The following is a 19,069-nucleotide window of genomic DNA, read 5'->3' on the forward strand; positions in this document are numbered from 1 at the left end:
CGATAACCTACTTATAAAATAGTAAGCTATCGACTTTATACACGTTTTTTATTCAATTATAAATCCTATAATCTACCGTAACCTAAGAAATGTTTTTGGTTGTAGCTACTGCTTAAGCTAGCGTAAGCAATCCCTTTATCACCTGCATGAATCATCTGGTCGTTACCAACGTAAATACCGATGTGAGATGGACCTGCTTTATAAGTACCTTGGAAGAATACTAAATCTCCAGGTTGTGGGCTACTTACTTTCGAAACTGAGTTCCAGTAACCTGCAACGTCTTGACGACCTACACCATAAATGTAAGAAATAAATCCACTACAGTCAAAACCACCGTTTGATGGAGATGCACTTCCCCAAACATATGGCTTACCTAAGTATTGTTGCGCTTTACCAATTACGCCAGGAGCCGGAGTTGGATCTGGTACTGGCTCTGGTTTTTTATTTTCTTGTTTAGGTATCTCTTTTTTAGGCTCTTCTTTTTTAGGCTCTTCTTTTTTAGGCTCTTCTTTTTTAGGCTCTTCTTTTTTAGGCTCTTCTTTTTGAGCTTGTCCACCATTGTTTGCTGGAGCGGCTTGCTCTGCTGGCACTGCAGCAGGTGCTTGTTGAACTTGTGCTTCTTTAGCAGCTTGCTCTGCTTGTTTTTGAGCAGCAGCTTCTTGTGCAGCTTTTTCTTGCGCTTCTTTTTCAGCGATTTGTTGTAATTTTAATGCCTGTTGTTCAAGCTCTTTCAATTGACCTTCCGTACTTGTCATTGTAGTTACAACTGTATCCATTTTACCACTTAAATCGTTTACTGCTGTTGCTTTTTTCTCTTTTTCAACGTCAAGTTCTTTCTTAGCAGTTTCAATTTGAGCTTGTGCTTCTTTTAATTCTTTTTGTTTTTCTTTTACTGTCTCAACATCTTTTTTCACGCTCGTTTGATCTTCTTGTTGTGTTTTCATGATATCTTCGTCAGATTCCATAATTTTAGACACAGAAGCTAAACGATCAACTAAATCTGCAACGTTTTTAGAGTTTACAAGAACTTCTGTTACAATGTTCGTATTTGGCTGTTCTTGTAGTGCAACTAAACGTTTTCTTAATAACTCTTCACGTTTTGCAATCTTTGTTTGTAGTTCTGCAATATCTTTATTTTTATTTTCGATTAATTGCTCAGTATCAGAAACTTTTTTTGTTGTTTCATCAAGTTTTGAAGCGTTCTCTTGAACAGACTTATCCAAACCTTGGATTGTTTTGTTTAAGTCATTCATTTGTTTTTGTAATTCATCACGTTCTTGTTGTTGTTTATGTAAAGTATCATTTTGTGTGTTAATTTGTGATTTCACGTCAGAAATTTTATCTTCTGCAAATACATTTGGTGTTAGCCCAGAAAACATTAACCCTGCAACTAATGCGCAAGATGCCATTTTTAGCTTTTTCATTTTATTTTTTACACCGCTTTCTTTTTTTCATTTTCCGTATATAACCTATTAAAATTTATACCATAATTCGGGAGTTTTTTTGCTAATGTTACGGTTTTGTAAAATAAATGTAATATTAAATTTATCTCTATAGCAAAGTATATCTAAATTTGTATATATATGTAGAATTTTAAGAGCCTTACACCGTTTTTTATAGGATTGAAAAAAAACGTAAGGGAACCCCTTACGTTTTGAAAATACTCCAATATGAATGAAATAGAAACGTTACTTCATCCATTTCTCAGCCCAATTTTGGACCTCATCCATAACACTTTCCAACGCTTTCCCTTTATCAGTTACACCGTACTCGATTCTAACTGGTACTTCTGGATAAACATTACGAACTACAATACCTTCGCCTTCTAATTCCTTTAAACGTTCTGACAACATACGATCGCTCATATTCGGTATAATATCTGCGATTTCTCTGAAACGTTTCGGCTCTTCGAGCAAAGATTTAATAATTAAGCCAGTCCATTTCTTACTAAGCATTGTAAAAGCTGACTCAAACTTTGGACATAAACAAGAATTATGCTCCATATGTTTCACCTCTCTTCTATTATAATATAGTTTCTTGTAAAAAGTAAGTAATAAAACTTTCCTCATTATTTAATTTTACATACATTTCACCATTTCCAAATATTAACTTGTCAAATCCCCGTAAAAAAACCCTCTTCAAGTAAGAGAGCTTTTATATCTTTATCACTTCGTATACCAACCTAAACCAAGCGCACCTTCACCTAAATGCGTCCCAATTACAGCTCCGAAATAACTCGTACGAATTGTAACATGAGGGTATATCTCTTCTAATTCTTGTTTCCATTCATTAGCTTCCTCTTCACGATTCGCATGAATAATAACAGCTTCCATAGGCACACCTTTATTTGCCTGCTCATCAAAGATTTCAACGATACGCTTTAACGCTTTTTTACGCGTACGAATTTTTTCGAATGGAATAATTACTTTATCTCTAAAGTATAATACTGGTTTTACTTGTAACAAACTACCAATAAAAGCTTGTGCACTATTTAATCTTCCACCACGTTGTAAATGATGTAAATCATCCACTACAAAATAAGCATCCATCGTTTGCTTCATTTCATCAAAACGAGCGATAATCTCTTCTGGGGCTTTCCCTTCACTTACTAATTTTGCCCCTTCACGCACGTAAAACCCTTGTACTTCACAACTAATTTCAGAGTCGTACGTATATACATCAATACCATCTACCATCTGTCCAGCTGCCGTTGCTGTTTGATATGTACCACTAATTCCACTGGAAAGGTGAATGCTAATAACTGCATCATATTCTTTAGATAACTCTTCATATAACTCTAAAAACTTTCCAATTGCTGGTTGCGAAGTTTTCGGAAGTTCCTCTTGTTCACGTACCTTTATATAAAAATCATTTGCTGAAACTTCAGCCTCTTCTTGATAAGATTCCGTTCCAAACACAACGTTTAATGGAATCATATATATATTGAGTTCGTCACGAATATGCTTCGGTATATATGCTGTACTATCGGTAACAATAGCTGTTTTCATTTTCGTACCTGCCTTATAAAAAATTTTTATCCCCTAATTTTACACGAAAACTAGAAAAGGTGCATCCATACATAAAAATGCCGGCTAGAAACTACAATCACTCGCTCGACAAATTACAACAAAAAGATAAAGTGAAACTTTAATCAGTGGGGGTTTTGTTCATCCCCCACTGATTATTAGTTGAACCAATCGGGCTTTTACGGGCAGTTGACCTCCCACCTAACTTCTTTGCTCCAGCTGAATTTTGAGGTGGGAGTCTTACTGCTCGTTAATGCGGGATAAAATACTCACCAAAAATTTCAACATATTTGTAAAAAATGTTTGAATATAAAAACGCTCGCTTTTAAAATGTAAAGTACTAGTTATTTTGAAAGATAGGGGCGTATACCATTGTTATTACAATATTTAACAATAAAAGGCTATGGAGAGCACGAAATTGTGATTCAAAAATCAAGATTCATTTGCTATGTGAATCGCGCCACAACGGAAGAGGAAGCTCAAACATTTATACAAAAAATAAAAAAACAGCATTGGAATGCAACACATAATTGTTCAGCATATTTAATCGGTGAACAAGATCAAATTCAAAAAGCGAACGATGACGGTGAACCGAGCGGCACAGCTGGTGTACCTATGTTAGAAGTATTAAAAAAACGAGGTCTAAAAGATACTGTCGTCGTCGTTACGCGCTATTTTGGCGGCATTAAACTTGGTGCTGGCGGATTAATTCGCGCATATGGAAAATGTACAAGTGAAGGTCTTAACCATGTAGGCGTTGTTGAACGAAAACTAATGCGCGTTATGCAAACAGAAATTGATTACACTTTACTTGGCAAAGTTGAAAATGAATTACGCAATTCAGAATATGCTATTAAAGATATACATTATCTAGAAAATGTCACATTCGATACGTATGTAGAAGAAAATCGAAAACAAACATTTACAGATTGGATGATTGAATTAACAAACGGGAAGTGTACAATTAAAGAAGGAGATATGTTGTACTTAGAACAAGGTGTTATCTAAGAATAGCTAACGTATCGCCTTTAAAGATTAATGTAGTGAATTAATTCCCTACAAATGAACTAAGGAGATTATATATGGAAGAACGTGATTATCATCTCCAAAATAGCAGAATAAAAAAGAAACGTAGAAGAAAGTTTTTCTTCTTTCTTATTTTCGCATTTTTATTTGGTAGCGTAGGACTTTATATGTTAAATTCCTACACTTCTCTCATGGGGATGTACAGTGGATTTAGCCGTGAAAAATCTAAATTACGAGCAGAAGATGTGGAAATCACAAAAAAACCTTTCACAATACTAATTATGGGTATTGAGGATTACGCAACAGATGGTCAAAACGGCCGAACAGATTCACTCATGTTCGCGACAGTTAATCCAAACTCAAAAAAGGTTTCACTTATGAGTATCCCACGCGATTCTCGTGTTAAGATTGTTGGCAAAAATAAAGAAGACAAAATTAACGCTGCCCATGCTTACGGTGGAGAAAAAATGGCAATCGACACCGTCGAAGAGTTTTTAAAAGTTCCTGTTGATCATTATATTAAAATTGATTTCCAAGGATTTAAAGGTATCGTTGATGCTGTTGACGGTATTACCGTTGATGTCCCCTTCGATTTCTGGGAACGCTCTGACGTGGATTACTATAAAAAAATCCAATTTAAACAAGGTCAACAAAACTTAAATGGTGAAGAAGCACTCGCATACGTCCGTATGCGAAAGCAGGATCCTAACGGTGATTACGGTCGAGCTGCTAGACAAAGACAAGTACTGGCTGCTGTTGCCCAAAAGCTAAACTCTGCTTCTACCGTATTTAAAATTAAAGATTTAACAAAGGTAGTTGGAAAATATATAAAAACCGATATTCCTATTTCAGACGGACTTGCTCTTTACAATAAAATCTCTGGATTCGATCCTTCTACAATACAAACGTTAAAACTTGAAGGAGAAGACCGAAAAATTGGCGGTATTTATTACTTCCTTCCAGATCCAATCAGTGTAGAGACTGCACGTAACGAAATTGAAAAGGAAATAGGAGAAAAAGCAAAAGTTCCAACAGAGACTACGAAAAATGAGAATACAAATTCCGATTCAAATTCTAACTCCAGCGCAAAAGCAAAGAAGGAGCCGAGTGAGAACAAAACACCACCGCCTCCTCCCCCTTCTACAAATGCTCATGCAGAGTGGATTATGAGGAATCATGAATAAAAAAAGAGCCAAATCGTATACGATTTGGCTCTTTTTATTTCACGCAATTGTTGTTACTTCTTAAAGTGTTGTAAAATCGCTTCTACAATACGCTCTGATGCACGACCATCGCCGTAAGGGTTAGATGCTTTCGTCATCTTATCATGAGCTTCTTTATCAGATAACAACTCATCAGCAAGACCAAAGATTGTCTCTTCATCTGTTCCTGCTAATTTCAGCGTACCTGCTTCGATACCTTCTGGGCGTTCCGTCGTATCACGAAGGACAAGGACTGGCACACCTAGTGATGGTGCTTCCTCTTGTACACCACCAGAATCAGTTAACATTAAGTATGAACGAGCTGCAACGTTATGGAAATCAATTACATCTAACGGCTCAATTAAATGAATACGGCTATGCTCGCCTAAAATATCATTCGCTATTTCGCGAACAACAGGATTCATATGAACAGGGTATACAACTTGTACATCTTCGTGCTTATCAACAAGACGCTTAATTGCACGGAACATATTGCGCATTGGTTCTCCTAAATTTTCACGACGGTGTGCTGTCATAAGTACAAGACGATCATTTCCAAGTTTCTCTAACACCGAATGGCTATAAGTTTCTTTTACAGTTGTCTTCAGTGCATCGATCGCTGTATTTCCTGTTACGAAAATGCGTGACTCATCTTTATTTTCTTTTTGTAAGTTCGTTGCTGATTTTGTTGTAGGTGAGAAATGAAGATCCGCCATTACACCTGTTAGTTGGCGATTCATCTCTTCTGGATATGGAGAATACTTATCCCATGTACGAAGTCCTGCTTCAACATGTCCTACTGGAATTTGATTATAGAAAGCAGCTAAGCTTGCAATAAATGTCGTCGTTGTATCACCATGCACAAGTACGATATCAGGCTTCGCTTTTTTCATTACTTTATCTAAACCTTCTAAACCACGTGTTGTAATATCGATTAACGTTTGACGATCTTTCATGATATTCAAATCGAAATCTGGCGTAATTCCAAAGATATTTAATACTTGATCTAACATTTGACGGTGTTGTGCTGTTACAGTCACAATTGATTCAATCTTTTCTGGGTGCTTTTGCAACTCTAATACAAGAGGTGCCATTTTAATTGCTTCTGGTCGTGTCCCGAAAATTGTCATTACTTTTAAACGTTCAGTCATTTCATTGCCTCTTTTCTTTCACTAGTTAAAACTTCTATTATCGCATATAAAAATATGCATGTGAAAATACATTTTTTAACGAGCCTGAGAAACATTACTATTACAGACGTCTTTTCGCCCAACTGAGTAATAATCTAATCCATGCTTCTCGGCATCCTCATTAGTATAACAATTTCTCCCATCAAATAGAATAGGTTCCCTCATAAGCTGTGCATACTTTTCTAGCGGATAATTTCGAATTGATTCCCATTCTGTTACGATAAAAACTGCATGCGCCTCTCTAATCGATTCATCTATACACTCAGCGTATCGTATCGTATTTCCAAATAAACTTCTTACATTTTGAATAGCTTGTGGGTCATATAAAACCACATCCGCACCCATATTAATTAATTCTTCTATTATAATAAGAGATGGCGCTTCCCTAATATCGTCAGTATTCGGTTTGAATGCTGCACCAAGAACCGCAATTTGCTTCTTCTTCATATCTATAATTTTCTTCGCTTTTTTAACTAACAACAACTGTTGTTTATTATTCACTTCAATGACTGCTTTCAACAAGCGAAAATTATGAGAAACATTCCCTGCAATTTGCACAAGCGCTTTCGTATCTTTTGGAAAACAAGATCCTCCATATCCGATGCCTGCATTTAAAAAAGATGCACCAATTCTCTTATCCATCCCCATCCCTGTAGCTACATCTACTATATCTGCACCCACTTGCTCACATATATTAGAAATTTCATTAATAAAACTAATCTTCGTAGCTAAAAAAGCATTAGATGCATATTTAATCATCTCAGCACTTCGAATATCTGTAATATACGTTTGTAAGCTTAATTTACTGTACAAATTCTCTACTTTCCTTGCAGCTTCTTCACTACATGCTCCAATTACGATACGATCACCCTGAAAAAAATCATAAATACCAGAACCTTCTCTTAAAAACTCTGGATTCGATACAATATATAATTCATGTCTACCTTGTAGTTTATCCTCAATCCATTCTCTCATTACATCATTTGTCCCTACAGGAACCGTACTTTTCGTAACAACAATAATATCGTTATTCACATATGTTCCAATATCATCACAAGCACTACGAATATACGTTAAATCTGCTGTTCCATCTAATAAAGATGGCGTTCCAACTGCAATAAATATAAACTCTACATCATTAAATGCCGCTGATTTACTTGCTGTAAAAGTTAAATGATTATTCTCGTATGCTTCATTTATTAATTCATTTAATCCACATTCATAAATAGGTAACTCGCCTTGTTTAATCCGTTCAATTTTCCCACTATTTATATCGAAACATGTGACTGAATGTCCCAATCTCGCCAATCCTACTCCTGTAATCAATCCAACATATCCGGTACCTATTATCGTAATTTTCATTTTCTTTTCGCACAGGAATATACATAAGAAAATATACGAATACATAGAACTCCCCCTGCGCTTCCCCCTCTCACACTAAGAATGAGAAAACTCTTTCACTTCTTTATTATATGAATCGTTTTTTTATTATTTTTTAAGATTTTGTAAAGTTAAATGATGCAATATATACAAAATGTAAATTCCCACAATTTAACACGGAACTTACTCATTTTACGTGCAACACTTATAATACTGAAACAAAAGTCATCGCTATATGAGAGGGGAGTACAATGTCATATTACAAGACACAATATGAGATAAACCTTCTCTAAGGACACAACATTCCATATCCAATTGTCATATATTCTATTCACTGCCCTTTACAGCCAAAAGAAAAAAAGATTGAATTCTAATCTTTTTGTGATACCATATGTTATGAGCCTGTAAATAAACATCATAATTTTCAGATAAATAAGATTGAAAAAATTACGTTAAACTATAAAGGGTGGGGTATTAATGGACTCACAAGTGATTTATGCCATTTTGGCATCTTTCATCACTGTACTCGTCGTTACTCCTTTAGTTATTAAATTAGCTTTCAAAATAGGAGCAACAGACAAGCCAAATGCGCGTAAAGTACACCAAAAAATTATGCCTCGTCTTGGCGGGTTAGCAATTTTCATCGGTGTAGCCGTAGGATTTGTTGTCGGTGGATTGTACGAACAAAGAATGTTATCGATAACTTTAGGTGCTATCATCATTGTTATCATCGGGATTTTAGATGATATGTACGAACTATCTGCGAGGGTAAAATTCGGTGGACAACTATTAGTTGCCATCATGATTGTCAAAAGTGGATTATTAGTGCAAGTATTATATATTCCAATTTTCGGAGATACTGAACTCGGATGGCTTGCTTATCCAATTACTGTATTTTGGATTGTAGGTATTACAAATGCCATCAACTTAATTGATGGATTAGATGGATTATCCGCAGGGATTTCATCTATCGTACTTGCAACGCTAGCATATATGGCCTTCACTAGCCCATGGGGTACTGGAGCAGCTATTATATTACCTCTAGCACTGATTACATTAGCAAGTACAATTGGATTTTTATTCTACAACTTCCATCCAGCAAAAATTTTCATGGGAGATACAGGAGCACTATTTTTAGGATACTGTATTTCTGTTATATCGTTACTTGGATTATACAAAAGCGTAACGTTATTCAGTTTTATCGTTCCAATCATTATTTTAGGTGTACCTATATTTGATACGACATTTGCAATTATCCGCCGTATCGTAAATAAAAAGCCTATTTCAGCACCTGATAAATCGCATTTACATCACCGTTTGCTTGCAATGGGATTCTCTCATCGTAAAACGGTACTAATTATTTACGCATTGGGTATTTTCTTTAGTGTAAATGCAATTATTTTCAGTAGTGCAACATTATGGTTATCCATTATTCTTCTTTTCATTTTAATCTTCTTTACAGAAATCATTGCTGAAGTAATCGGTCTTGTACACGAACGTTACAAACCAATTATTTCCTTCTATAAAAAAGTGAAAAAACGCGAAGACTAATTGTAGTATAGCCTTTACTATTATGAAATATTCAAATAGCATCCTCTTTTCATAAGAGGATGCTATTTTTTATTTTTTAATCCTTATTCCCCATTTCCAAAATATAGATTGTTTGAGAGTGCCTCTATTGGAGAAAGATATACGTATAACGAAAAAAGTATCAAATTTTCATTTTTACATCTTGATTGTCAAACTGAGGGTGAATGTTATGATCAAGCGATTACTTCAATGTATAATTTTATTTTTAACTATTACTATGTACGCATCATCGAATACAAAAGCAACTACAGACATTCAAGTAAAAGATTACCAAAGTACTCAAACTACCTCTCCTACAACAAAAATTGCGTACTTAACATTTGATGACGGACCAAATAAATACACACCACAAATTTTAAATATTTTAAAAGAGAAGAACGGAAAAGCAACTTTCTTCGTTATTGGCGGAAAGGTGCCACATTATAAAAAAACGATGGAGCGATTGATTAAAGATGGACATTATATCGGTCTCCATAGTATGTCGCATGATGTAAAACGTCTTTATACTGGCGATCCATCTGTTTTAATTGCAGAAATGGAGCAAACCCAAAACATTGTCCAGCAAGTTACACATTTAAATACACATCTCGTTCGGGTCCCATACGGTAGCATGCCTTACTTAAAAAAGAATTACCGTGACGCACTCGTATCTGCCCAGTATAAAATGTGGGATTGGACAATTGATACATATGACTGGAAAAGCTATGATAATCCTTCCGCAATACTAGAAAGAGTACGAAATCAAAGCGATGAACAAGTAGAGGTTATTTTAATGCATGATTCTAGTGTCACAGTGCAAATACTCCCAAAAGTAATTGATTATTTACACTCACAAGGATATAAACTACTTCCCTACAATCCATCTTCCCATCTTGAAGTGAATTTTTGGAAAGACACAAGATTGTAACAGCTTTAGTGCCTATGTACTAAAGCTGTTTTACCCCGCGTTAACGGGCAGTAAGACTCCCACCTCAAAATTCAGCTGGAACAAAGAAGTTAGGTGGGAGATCAACTGCCCGTAAACGCCCGATTGGTGAAGGCTAATAATCAGTGGGAATGAACAAAAACCCTACTGATTAAAGTTTCACTTTATTTTTCTCTTCCCACACTTCTCATTTTTGTGTAGAATTTTAAATAGTGATGAAGTTTCGAGGTGAATAGAAATGAAACGAATAGATCTCATTTTTAACGCAATACAAAAAGGGAATTATACAGAAGGTATAACAGCATCAGAACTCGCTACACTTCTACAGCTAGACCGTGCAAATGTTAGTAGCGATTTAAACAAGCTTGTGAAAGATAATCGTTTATTAAAAACGAGTACACGCCCTGTCCGTTTTTATATAGAAACGAACACTTCATTGGAAACGCATTCAACAAAGGGCACTTCATTAGATACATTTGCTATTGAAAATACAAGCCTAAAAATTGCAATTGAAAAAGCAAAAGCTTCTATTCTCTATCCTCCAAACGGTATGCATACTTTACTACTTGGAGAAACAGGTGTCGGAAAATCGATGTTCGCTTCTTTAATGCACGAATACGCAATTGAAGTGGAACAACTTCCAAAAGATGCACCTTTTATCGTCTTTAACTGTGCTGATTATGCAAACAATCCACAACTACTACTTGGACAGTTATTTGGGATAAAAAAAGGAGCTTACACAGGTGCCAGTGATCAAAAAGGGTTAATTGAAAAAGCACATGAAGGAATCCTCTTCTTAGATGAAGTACATCGCCTTCCTCCAGAAGGACAAGAGATGCTCTTCACATTTATTGATCGCGGAGTATACCGCCGCCTTGGAGAAACGGAAAATGAACGTAAGGCACGAGTGTTGATTATTACTGCAACAACCGAAGAACCAAATTCATTTTTATTAAAAACATTTACAAGACGTATTCCGATGACCGTTACGCTTCCACCACTTCGTGAGCGAACACATAAAGAACGGTTTGCTTTACTGCAACTATTTTTCACAAATGAAGCAATTCGTCTAAGGAAAGAGATTCATGTTAGTCCAAATACAATGCGTGCTTTCGTCTTTTACAATTGTCCAAATAACATCGGTCAATTGAAAACGGACGTACAAATTGCCTGTGCGAAGGCTTATTCTGATTTCGTAACAAAAAAACGTGATTCTGTCTGTGTTTCAAGTACAGATTTACCTTGGTATATGAAAGAAGGATTATTTATTGAAAGAAAGAGCCGTCATCTATATCAAATACCAAATGAAACATTTGTATTTACAGGTGATGAAGGTTGGAGTAAACATACAATAAAACCCGAAGGAAGTCGCTCTTCTATTTACGATTATATTGATTATAAATATGAAGAACTTCAAGCACGCGGCATTGAAGAGGAAGAATTAGAATTACTAATAGAAAATGATATTCAAAGCTTTTTCGTCCAATACTTTAACCAAATATCTAAAAAAACAAGTCATGAAAATGTTTTTAAAATTGTGGATCGTAATATCGTTTCCGTATGTGAAAAAATTGCGGAACTAGCTGAAAAATATTTATCTAAAACTTTCGATGAAAAAGTATTTCTCGCTTTAAGTTTACATGTACAGACAACTCTACAACGTTTACAGGGCGGGAAACAAATTCACCACCCACAATTAAATCAAATTCGTACGAAATATAAAGAAGCTTTTTCCGTAGCTATGCAATGTATTCAGCTATTAGAAGAAGAATTACAAATAACAATACCTATTGATGAAGCTGGCTTTTTAACAATGTTCTTCGTTGTTGATCCAATTCCTGCCTCACAAACAGAAGTAAAAGTATTAATATTAGCACACGGTAATGGTATCGCAACAGAAATGGCAAACGTTGCAAACGAACTTCTCGGTATTGATGAAGTAACTGGTATCGATATGCCCTTGCATGAATCACCAAAAGACTTCTTAGAGCGTGTTAAAGTGTATATGCAAACACTTCAAAATGTAAACGGGCTTCTCTTACTTGTTGATATGGGATCTCTCGCTTATATTGGTGATATATTAGAAACTGAATTCAAAATCCCTGTACGTGTTCTTTCCATGACGAGTACACCACACGCACTAGAAGCAGCTCGAAAAGCTCAACTTGGCTATTCATTAGATGCACTATACGAAACAGTGAAGAACTTAACGCCGTTCTATTTAAACGTACAGGAAGAAAAGAAAAAGCCACTATCGCCAATGAAATCAGTGATTTTAACAGCTTGTTTAACCGGCGAAGGAAGTGCTTTAGCAATTCAAAAAATGTTAGAGAACTATTTACGCTTTGATAAAGACTTAATTGAAATTATTCCGATTAGCATCGTTCATGAAAAAGATTTAACGAAAATGATCGAGAACATAAAAAAAGAGCGTAATATCATTTGTATCGTCACGAATTTCGATATGCAAATACCTTGCTTAACATATCATTTCCAAGACATTGTGAACTACACAGCTATTCAACCAATTCAAGAATTGATTACGTATGAAGAAACATATGCAAAAATGGCTGATATTCTTGAACAACAAATGCAGCGTAACGATGGAGCATTACTTATTAAAACAATTCGTTATGCATTAAATACAATTCAAGAATTGATTTCTTTACAGCTAACTCCCGACAGTTTAATGGGTGTGATTTTGCATATGAGCTGTATGGTTGACCGTCTTCAAAAAGGCGAAAGTCTCCTCCCTCATCCTGATAAAGAGAAACGAAGACAAGATGAGTACTGGATGTATATGAAAGTGAAAAAAGCATTGCAACCTATTGAAAATACATTTGAAATACAAATCCCAGATGACGAAGTATTTTATATAATGGACTTCTTCATTAAAAATCAGCCTGTAAAAAATTAAACTAGGGGATATTGTAGCACTCTATATAATTAGAAAAGGCTGTTCCAAAATGTTTTTTGGACAGCCTTTTCGTTTACTTCTTTACTTCCCTTATTCTCCCCCTTATTTCTCCCTTTTTATTAGATTTCGTATTAACATTTACATATACATTTGCTTGCATTATCTCTTGAAACAAGCTGTCAAATGCTCTCCCCTGTAAAGGCCCTTCAAAATCCTCTACTCTAGCTACACCAGTAACGACTCCTTCATTCACACTAATTCCTTGCTCTAACGGACCAAACAAACTTAAAATAACTGGACCAATTTGATTCGCTTTTCCTAAATGAATTTGGCATGACGTGATTTTTTTTATATTTTTTAATATGACCCGATATTGCAACTTCTTTAAATCTTCACTAAAAATGAGCTCTGTTACACCGTAAGCTTCTGTATTTACAGGAGGTACTTCCCTCTTCCCTGTTAACCTAGCAAAGAAATGTGTTGTCATACGGGCATTCTCCTCATATAAATTTCCCAGCACTACTTCTACTACTTTATGGTTTAGACATAATCATTTATGACTTTTTCAAATTTTAATTACGAAGAAAAGATTCACACAATCTTTACATTGAAATCGTTTCTTTTGCTTTACTCCCTCTTGTATAATGCACTTAGAAAAACAGTCTAGGAGGAAATTTTGAAAAATAATAACTACTCTTTCCAATCATTAATAGAGATTTTTCTCGTATCATTTAAATTAGGACTTACTTCATTTGGTGGTCCCGTCGCCCATCTTGGTTATTTTCATCATGAATACGTGCAAAAAAGAAAATGGATGGATGAACGAAGTTACGGAGACTTAGTAGCACTATGTCAATTCCTTCCTGGCCCTGCTAGCAGCCAAGTCGGTATGGGAGTTGGCTTATTACGCGGCGGATTATTAGGAGCCATTATTTCATGGATCGGATTCACTCTCCCATCTGTGCTCGTTTTAGTTTTCTTCGCTTCATTTCTTAACCAATTCGAGCTTGGAAGTACTGGCTGGATTCACGGACTGAAACTTGTAGCGGTCGCAATTGTCGCTCATGCAATATGGGGAATGGCTCAAAAGTTAACACCAGACCGAAACCGTGCAACAATCGCAATTGCAACTGCCGCAATCGCCCTATTATGGCCAAGTAGCTGGACACAAGTAATTCTCATTATAGTATCTGGTTTCATCGGTTGGTTTTTATATCGTGGCCAGCCAGTTAGCCAAGCTCATAAAATAAACGTACCTATTTCAAAAATGGTAGCCATATCTTGTCTCGTCTTATTCTTCGGACTATTAATACTGTTACCGATGTTACGACCATACTCTTATTTCATCTCTTTATTTGACAGCTTCTATCGCTCTGGTGCACTTGTATTTGGCGGAGGGCATGTCGTACTTCCTCTTCTTGAAAGTGAGTTTGTACAAAACGGGATGATGACAAAAGAACAATTTCTTGCTGGATACGGATTAACACAAGCAGTGCCAGGGCCACTATTTACATTCGCTTCTTATATAGGAGCAGCGCTAAATGGAACCGCCGGAGCAGTTGTTGCAACGATCGCTATCTTTCTTCCTGCCTTCCTGCTCGTTGTTGGCGTTTTACCATTTTGGGACAGTGTAAGGAGAGTATCTTACATACAAGGTGCACTACTTGGAGTAAACGCAGCCGTTGTCGGCATTTTACTTGCAGCTTTTTATGATCCAATTTGGACGAGTACAATTATGAATTCTGTAGATTTCGTTTTTGCTTCTCTTCTATTTTGCTTACTCGCCTTTTGGAAAACACCACCTTGGGTTATCGTTATAATCGGGGCCTTCGGTGGATATGTTCTATCCATTTTGTAAGCACAAAAAACGACGGCCCCATTTAGCCGTCGTTTTTTCTATTAAAACTTCACAAGCTCCATTCCCTCAGGCAACTCGCTCTCCGTTAAAATACGCAACTCTTTCACTCGATCCATTACGTAAGAAGAACGCTTCACAAGCTCTGGGTCAATATAAGCTGGATGCACCATAATTTCTACCGTTTGCTCGTCCTGCACTCTTTCCTTTAACTTCACAAAGTAATCTTCCGTCACACCGTCAGCGTAAAAGTCACTGTAAAACACATCTGAAAATGGGCGCACCGCTCGCTCTTCTTCACAACGACGAATTGGAACATTATATTTACTTGCTAATCTCTCAAGAACGTCGTGTAAAAGCGGTAATCCATGCACGTGATGATGACTATCTAAATGAGTTGGTGTTAATCCGTAAGATAAAAACTTCTCAATTTGAGCAGTCCATTCTTTTTCTACCTCTTCTGGATTTATATTTCCTTCCCATACAACACTTTGTTTATGAAACAATCCATCGCTACTTACAAGTGATGGAACATCTTTAAGAAGGGGTTCTCCTGCCGTTAATACGAGATGAACTCCTATCCCTAACGTTTTATACTCTTTCGCTAAGCGTACGGCATGCTCTGTCCCTGGCATATTCATCATCATCGTCGTTGAATTTACAATCCCGTTTTTATGTCCATCAATAATTCCGTAATTTGTACCTTCCGTAAGACCGAAATCATCTGCATTTACAATTAGTTTAATCATCGCAATACCTCCTACTAGAATTAAAAAAAGCGGGCTAAACAGCGCCGCTTCTTATTTCTCTATCTTCTTAAAGAATTGTGGAAGATGTTCTTTATGTGCTTCCAACATTTCATCTAAAATTTGTTTTGCAACTTTATCTGATGGTACAAGTGGGTTAATTGTCATAGCAAGCAGCGCTTTATGATAATCCCCTGTAACAGCAGCTTCAATTGTTGTGCGCTCAAATGATTTAATTTGCTGTACTAAACCGCGAACTGGTACTGGAAGATCTCCGACCGCAATTGGTTTTGGACCTTCTTTCGTAATAATACAGTTCACTTCAACAGCCGAATCATGTGGCAAGCTTGCAATTGTTCCGTTGTTTCGTGTATTAACAGGCTGGATATCACCTTTATTATTGTAAATAGACGTAATTAAGCTACATGCTGCGTCACTATAATAAGCTCCACCGCGCTTTTCTAATTGTGGTGGCTTAATATCTAAATTTGGGTCTTTATATAGCTCGAATAAATCATCTTCTAATTGTTTTACTACTTCTGCACGTGTACCTTTTTCAATCGAAGCTGCTTTCTCTTCTTCCAACATTTCACGTGTTTTATAGTAGTAACGATGATATGGACACGGAATTGCACGAAGACCGCGAATAAAGTCTGGCTCCCAGTTAAGCGCAGCAATGTTTTCCATCGTAATTTGCTTTTCTGGATCTGTTACAAGTTCTAATACACGATCCATTACGCTTACGCCATCCAAGTATACATCTAATCCGTATACCATATGATTTAAACCAGCGAAATCAACGTGTACCCGGCTTGCATCTACTTCAAGTAATCTTGCAAGACCCATACGAATTCCGATTGGAACGTTACATAGACCAACTACTCGTTGAATGTTCGTGTAGCGAAGTACAGCTTCTGTTACCATACCTGCTGGGTTTGCGAAGTTAATAAGCCATGCATTTGGACATAGCTCCTCCATGTCCTTACAAATATCTAAAATAACAGGAATCGTTCTCAGCGCTTTGAACAAACCACCAGGACCATTCGTTTCCTGACCAATTACATCATATTTTAATGGAATTGCTTCATCTTTTGCACGTGCTTCTAACAAACCAACGCGAAGCTGCGTTGTTACGAAGTCAGCATCTTTTAATGCCTCACGGCGATCAAGTGTTAAATGAATATCAATTGGTAAACCTGATTTTTTCACCATACGTTTCGCTAAGTCACCAACGATTTCTAACTTCTCTTTTCCTGCCTCAATATCTACTAACCAAATTTCACGAACAGGAAGCTCGTCATAACGCTTAATAAACCCTTCAATTAACTCTGGTGTATAACTAGAGCCACCGCCGATTGTAGCAATTTTAATTCCAGTCATGTTTTATTCCCCTTTCGCTTCTAGCTTTTTATAAAGGTCAATAAATTCTGCTGCTAATTCTTTTACTGTAATAGAATTCATTAAATGATCTTGTGCATGAATTAAAAGAACACTAATCTCTGTTTTTTCCCCTCTTGCTTCTGATTGTATGAGCTCTGTTTGGAAATGATGCGCTTCATTAATCGCTTCTTTCGCCTTTACCATCGCTTCATCAGCTTCTGCCATTTTCCCCTGTTTGGCAAATTGAAGTGCCTCCATTGCAAAGCTTCGTGCATTACCACTATTTAAAATCAATTGGAATGGAATTTGTTCTGCTGTAGTCATCATAATTACCGTCCTCTCTATTATGGTTCAACCGATTTAAATACCCCTTCAGTTTGAACATTTCTATTAAATTATTATTTTATTAATGATAGTTTGGTGTTCTTGTAGATGGGTCTCATCTTTCTGAACATGATATAAAAGTTAGTTGTTCTGACGAGCTATAAAAACTCGTCAGAACAACACTTTTTAAAGTGATACTGAATTGTCGTTTCCTTTTGTTTCAGCTTTCGCAGCTTGTACATACGTACGGTCACACATTAATACGAATGGATAGTAAATAACTACCGCGATTGCAAAGTTTACTAGCTGCAATGCAGCACCAGCAATGCTTCCGCCTGCTACAAGATAACCACTAAAGATTGGTGGCATTGTCCACGGAACTAAAGCAACTGTTTTTGGCACCCATCCTAAGGAAATTGCTGTATAAGAAGTAATAACTAATACAACTGGTGTAAGTACGAACGGGATAATTAACGCTGGGTTTAATACAATTGGTGTACCGAAAATAACTGGTTCGTTAATATTGAAGAAACCAGGACCAATAGATACGCGACCTACACCGCGAAGCTGCGCACTTTTTGCAACAAGCATTACCGCTACTAAGAATGCTAATGTTGCACCTGATCCACCGATGTATACGTATACATCAAAGAATGGCTTTGTGAAAATGTGCGGTACATCATATGCAGACATACCATCGTTAAATAATTTAATGTTCTTTTCTAGTGCTGGTAAATAGATTGGGTCGATAATACCACCGATAATATTAGGACCATGTAATCCGAAGAACCATAATACGTGAATAAGTAATGCGATAATAATTGCACTTGGTAACGTACCTGCTAAACCTTGTAATGGTACTTGAATTGTTTCAAATACGAATTTATGAATACTTGTTCCTGCTAATTTCACTGCTAATTGAATACTTGCTGTTGCGATTAAAATAACAAATGCTGGTACTAATGCTGCAAAGGATTTCATTACTGCTGGTGGAACACCATCTGGCATCTTAATTGTAATATCCCTTTGAACAAAGAACCTGAATACCTCCGTTACAAGAAGAGCTACAATGATAGAAACGAATAAACCTTGTGATCCTGTCCAAGCTAAATCAATACCGCCTTCTTTTGGCGTTGTCGGAGATATAATAATTAATGCACCGAATGTAATAATTGCTGCTGACAACGCGTCTACACCATAAGATTTTGCTAAATTATAACTTATCCCAACTGCGGCTATGAGAGCCAATATTGCAAAGGATCCTGTCCACATACCACCGCCGACATCTTTCCAAACATCCCCAAATGCACCCTTCATAAGTTTTTGGAATGCATCAACTGGTAAATTATTTATAAGTACCGCAAACGATCCAACTAAAATAAGAGGCATAACTGCGATAAAGCCATCACGGATTGCAACTAAATGGCGCTGCGATCCGATTCTTCCTGCGACTGGAACTAAATATTTCTCCATAAATGCAATAAACTTTTGCATTTCGCTTCCCCCCT

At 36.4% G+C, this 19,069-nt stretch carries 16 protein-coding genes; 6 read left to right on the top strand and 10 right to left on the bottom strand.

Annotated elements, in window-relative coordinates; translation table 11 throughout:
* Positions 1 to 65 precede the first annotated feature (65 nt).
* The 3 genes from QCI77_RS26315 to QCI77_RS26325 all read right to left on the bottom strand — a co-directional run bounded on the left by QCI77_RS26315 (position 66) and on the right by QCI77_RS26325 (position 3,008).
* Positions 66 to 1,424 carry a C40 family peptidase gene (locus tag QCI77_RS26315; protein ID WP_353825667.1) on the bottom strand — a complete coding sequence of 453 codons (1,359 nt, stop codon included), beginning with the start codon at positions 1,422 to 1,424 and terminating at the stop codon, positions 66 to 68.
* 264 nt (positions 1,425 to 1,688) lie between these two features.
* Entirely contained in the window at positions 1,689 to 2,003 is a 315-nt protein-coding gene (locus QCI77_RS26320) for a winged helix-turn-helix transcriptional regulator (RefSeq protein WP_002089608.1), read from the bottom strand.
* Positions 2,004 to 2,165: 162 nt separating this feature from the next.
* Positions 2,166 to 3,008, bottom strand: coding sequence for a DegV family protein (locus QCI77_RS26325; protein ID WP_002016143.1), 843 nt, complete (start codon positions 3,006 to 3,008; stop codon positions 2,166 to 2,168).
* A gap of 390 nt (positions 3,009 to 3,398) precedes the next feature.
* Between QCI77_RS26325 and QCI77_RS26330 the strand changes: the two genes are divergently transcribed.
* Together QCI77_RS26330 and QCI77_RS26335 are read left to right on the top strand one after the other, a co-directional pair.
* On the top strand, positions 3,399 to 4,034 hold the full coding sequence (locus QCI77_RS26330) for a YigZ family protein (RefSeq protein ID WP_353825668.1): 636 nt from the start codon (positions 3,399 to 3,401) through the stop codon (positions 4,032 to 4,034).
* 74 nt (positions 4,035 to 4,108) lie between these two features.
* Positions 4,109 to 5,236 (top strand): LCP family protein, encoded by a 1,128-nt coding sequence (locus QCI77_RS26335; RefSeq protein WP_353825669.1) that lies wholly within the window; start codon positions 4,109 to 4,111, stop codon positions 5,234 to 5,236.
* Positions 5,237 to 5,289: 53 nt separating this feature from the next.
* On the opposite strand, the gene wecB is transcribed toward QCI77_RS26335, so the two are convergent.
* Both wecB and QCI77_RS26345 read right to left on the bottom strand, forming a co-directional pair.
* Positions 5,290 to 6,405, bottom strand: a complete 1,116-nt coding sequence (gene wecB / locus QCI77_RS26340; protein WP_353825670.1) for a non-hydrolyzing UDP-N-acetylglucosamine 2-epimerase — start codon at positions 6,403 to 6,405, stop codon at positions 5,290 to 5,292.
* A gap of 75 nt (positions 6,406 to 6,480) precedes the next feature.
* Positions 6,481 to 7,851 carry a UDP-glucose dehydrogenase family protein gene (locus QCI77_RS26345; RefSeq protein ID WP_353825671.1) on the bottom strand — a complete coding sequence of 457 codons (1,371 nt, stop codon included), beginning with the start codon at positions 7,849 to 7,851 and terminating at the stop codon, positions 6,481 to 6,483.
* Between the two features lie 450 nt (positions 7,852 to 8,301).
* Between QCI77_RS26345 and QCI77_RS26350 the strand changes: the two genes are divergently transcribed.
* The 3 genes from QCI77_RS26350 (at position 8,302) to QCI77_RS26360 (ending at position 13,256) form a co-directional block, all read left to right on the top strand.
* Positions 8,302 to 9,375 carry a glycosyltransferase family 4 protein gene (locus tag QCI77_RS26350; protein ID WP_012261991.1) on the top strand — a complete coding sequence of 358 codons (1,074 nt, stop codon included), beginning with the start codon at positions 8,302 to 8,304 and terminating at the stop codon, positions 9,373 to 9,375.
* 208 nt (positions 9,376 to 9,583) lie between these two features.
* Positions 9,584 to 10,321, top strand: a complete 738-nt coding sequence (locus tag QCI77_RS26355) for a polysaccharide deacetylase family protein (RefSeq protein WP_012261992.1) — start codon at positions 9,584 to 9,586, stop codon at positions 10,319 to 10,321.
* 256 nt (positions 10,322 to 10,577) lie between these two features.
* Positions 10,578 to 13,256, top strand: coding sequence for a sigma-54-dependent transcriptional regulator (locus tag QCI77_RS26360; protein WP_113770750.1), 2,679 nt, complete (start codon positions 10,578 to 10,580; stop codon positions 13,254 to 13,256).
* 73 nt (positions 13,257 to 13,329) lie between these two features.
* Here QCI77_RS26360 and exsM read toward each other — a convergent pair whose 3' ends face one another.
* Positions 13,330 to 13,743: an exosporium regulatory protein ExsM gene (gene exsM / locus QCI77_RS26365; protein WP_002166452.1), complete on the bottom strand. Its 414-nt coding sequence runs from the start codon at positions 13,741 to 13,743 to the stop codon at positions 13,330 to 13,332.
* A 189-nt stretch (positions 13,744 to 13,932) separates the two neighbouring features.
* Here exsM and QCI77_RS26370 point away from each other — a divergent pair, with 189 nt between their 5' ends.
* Positions 13,933 to 15,114, top strand: a complete 1,182-nt coding sequence (locus QCI77_RS26370; RefSeq protein WP_002166451.1) for a chromate transporter — start codon at positions 13,933 to 13,935, stop codon at positions 15,112 to 15,114.
* A 41-nt stretch (positions 15,115 to 15,155) separates the two neighbouring features.
* On the opposite strand, the gene chbG is transcribed toward QCI77_RS26370, so the two are convergent.
* The 4 genes from chbG to celB form a co-directional block, all read right to left on the bottom strand.
* Positions 15,156 to 15,860 carry a chitin disaccharide deacetylase gene (chbG, locus tag QCI77_RS26375; RefSeq protein WP_044439396.1) on the bottom strand — a complete coding sequence of 235 codons (705 nt, stop codon included), beginning with the start codon at positions 15,858 to 15,860 and terminating at the stop codon, positions 15,156 to 15,158.
* 51 nt (positions 15,861 to 15,911) lie between these two features.
* Positions 15,912 to 17,237 carry a 6-phospho-beta-glucosidase gene (celF, locus tag QCI77_RS26380; protein WP_002034744.1) on the bottom strand — a complete coding sequence of 442 codons (1,326 nt, stop codon included), beginning with the start codon at positions 17,235 to 17,237 and terminating at the stop codon, positions 15,912 to 15,914.
* Positions 17,238 to 17,240: 3 nt separating this feature from the next.
* The gene (locus QCI77_RS26385) at positions 17,241 to 17,564 is read right to left on the bottom strand and encodes a PTS lactose/cellobiose transporter subunit IIA (protein WP_000989054.1); all 324 of its coding nucleotides are present in this window, start codon (positions 17,562 to 17,564) and stop codon (positions 17,241 to 17,243) included.
* Positions 17,565 to 17,747: 183 nt separating this feature from the next.
* Entirely contained in the window at positions 17,748 to 19,055 is a 1,308-nt protein-coding gene (gene celB, locus QCI77_RS26390; RefSeq protein WP_193652147.1) for a PTS cellobiose transporter subunit IIC, read from the bottom strand.
* Between the last annotated feature and the right edge of the window lie 14 nt (positions 19,056 to 19,069).

This window comes from Bacillus cereus group sp. MG9 (assembly GCF_040459995.1).
GTDB lineage: Bacteria > Bacillota > Bacilli > Bacillales > Bacillaceae_G > Bacillus_A > Bacillus_A mycoides.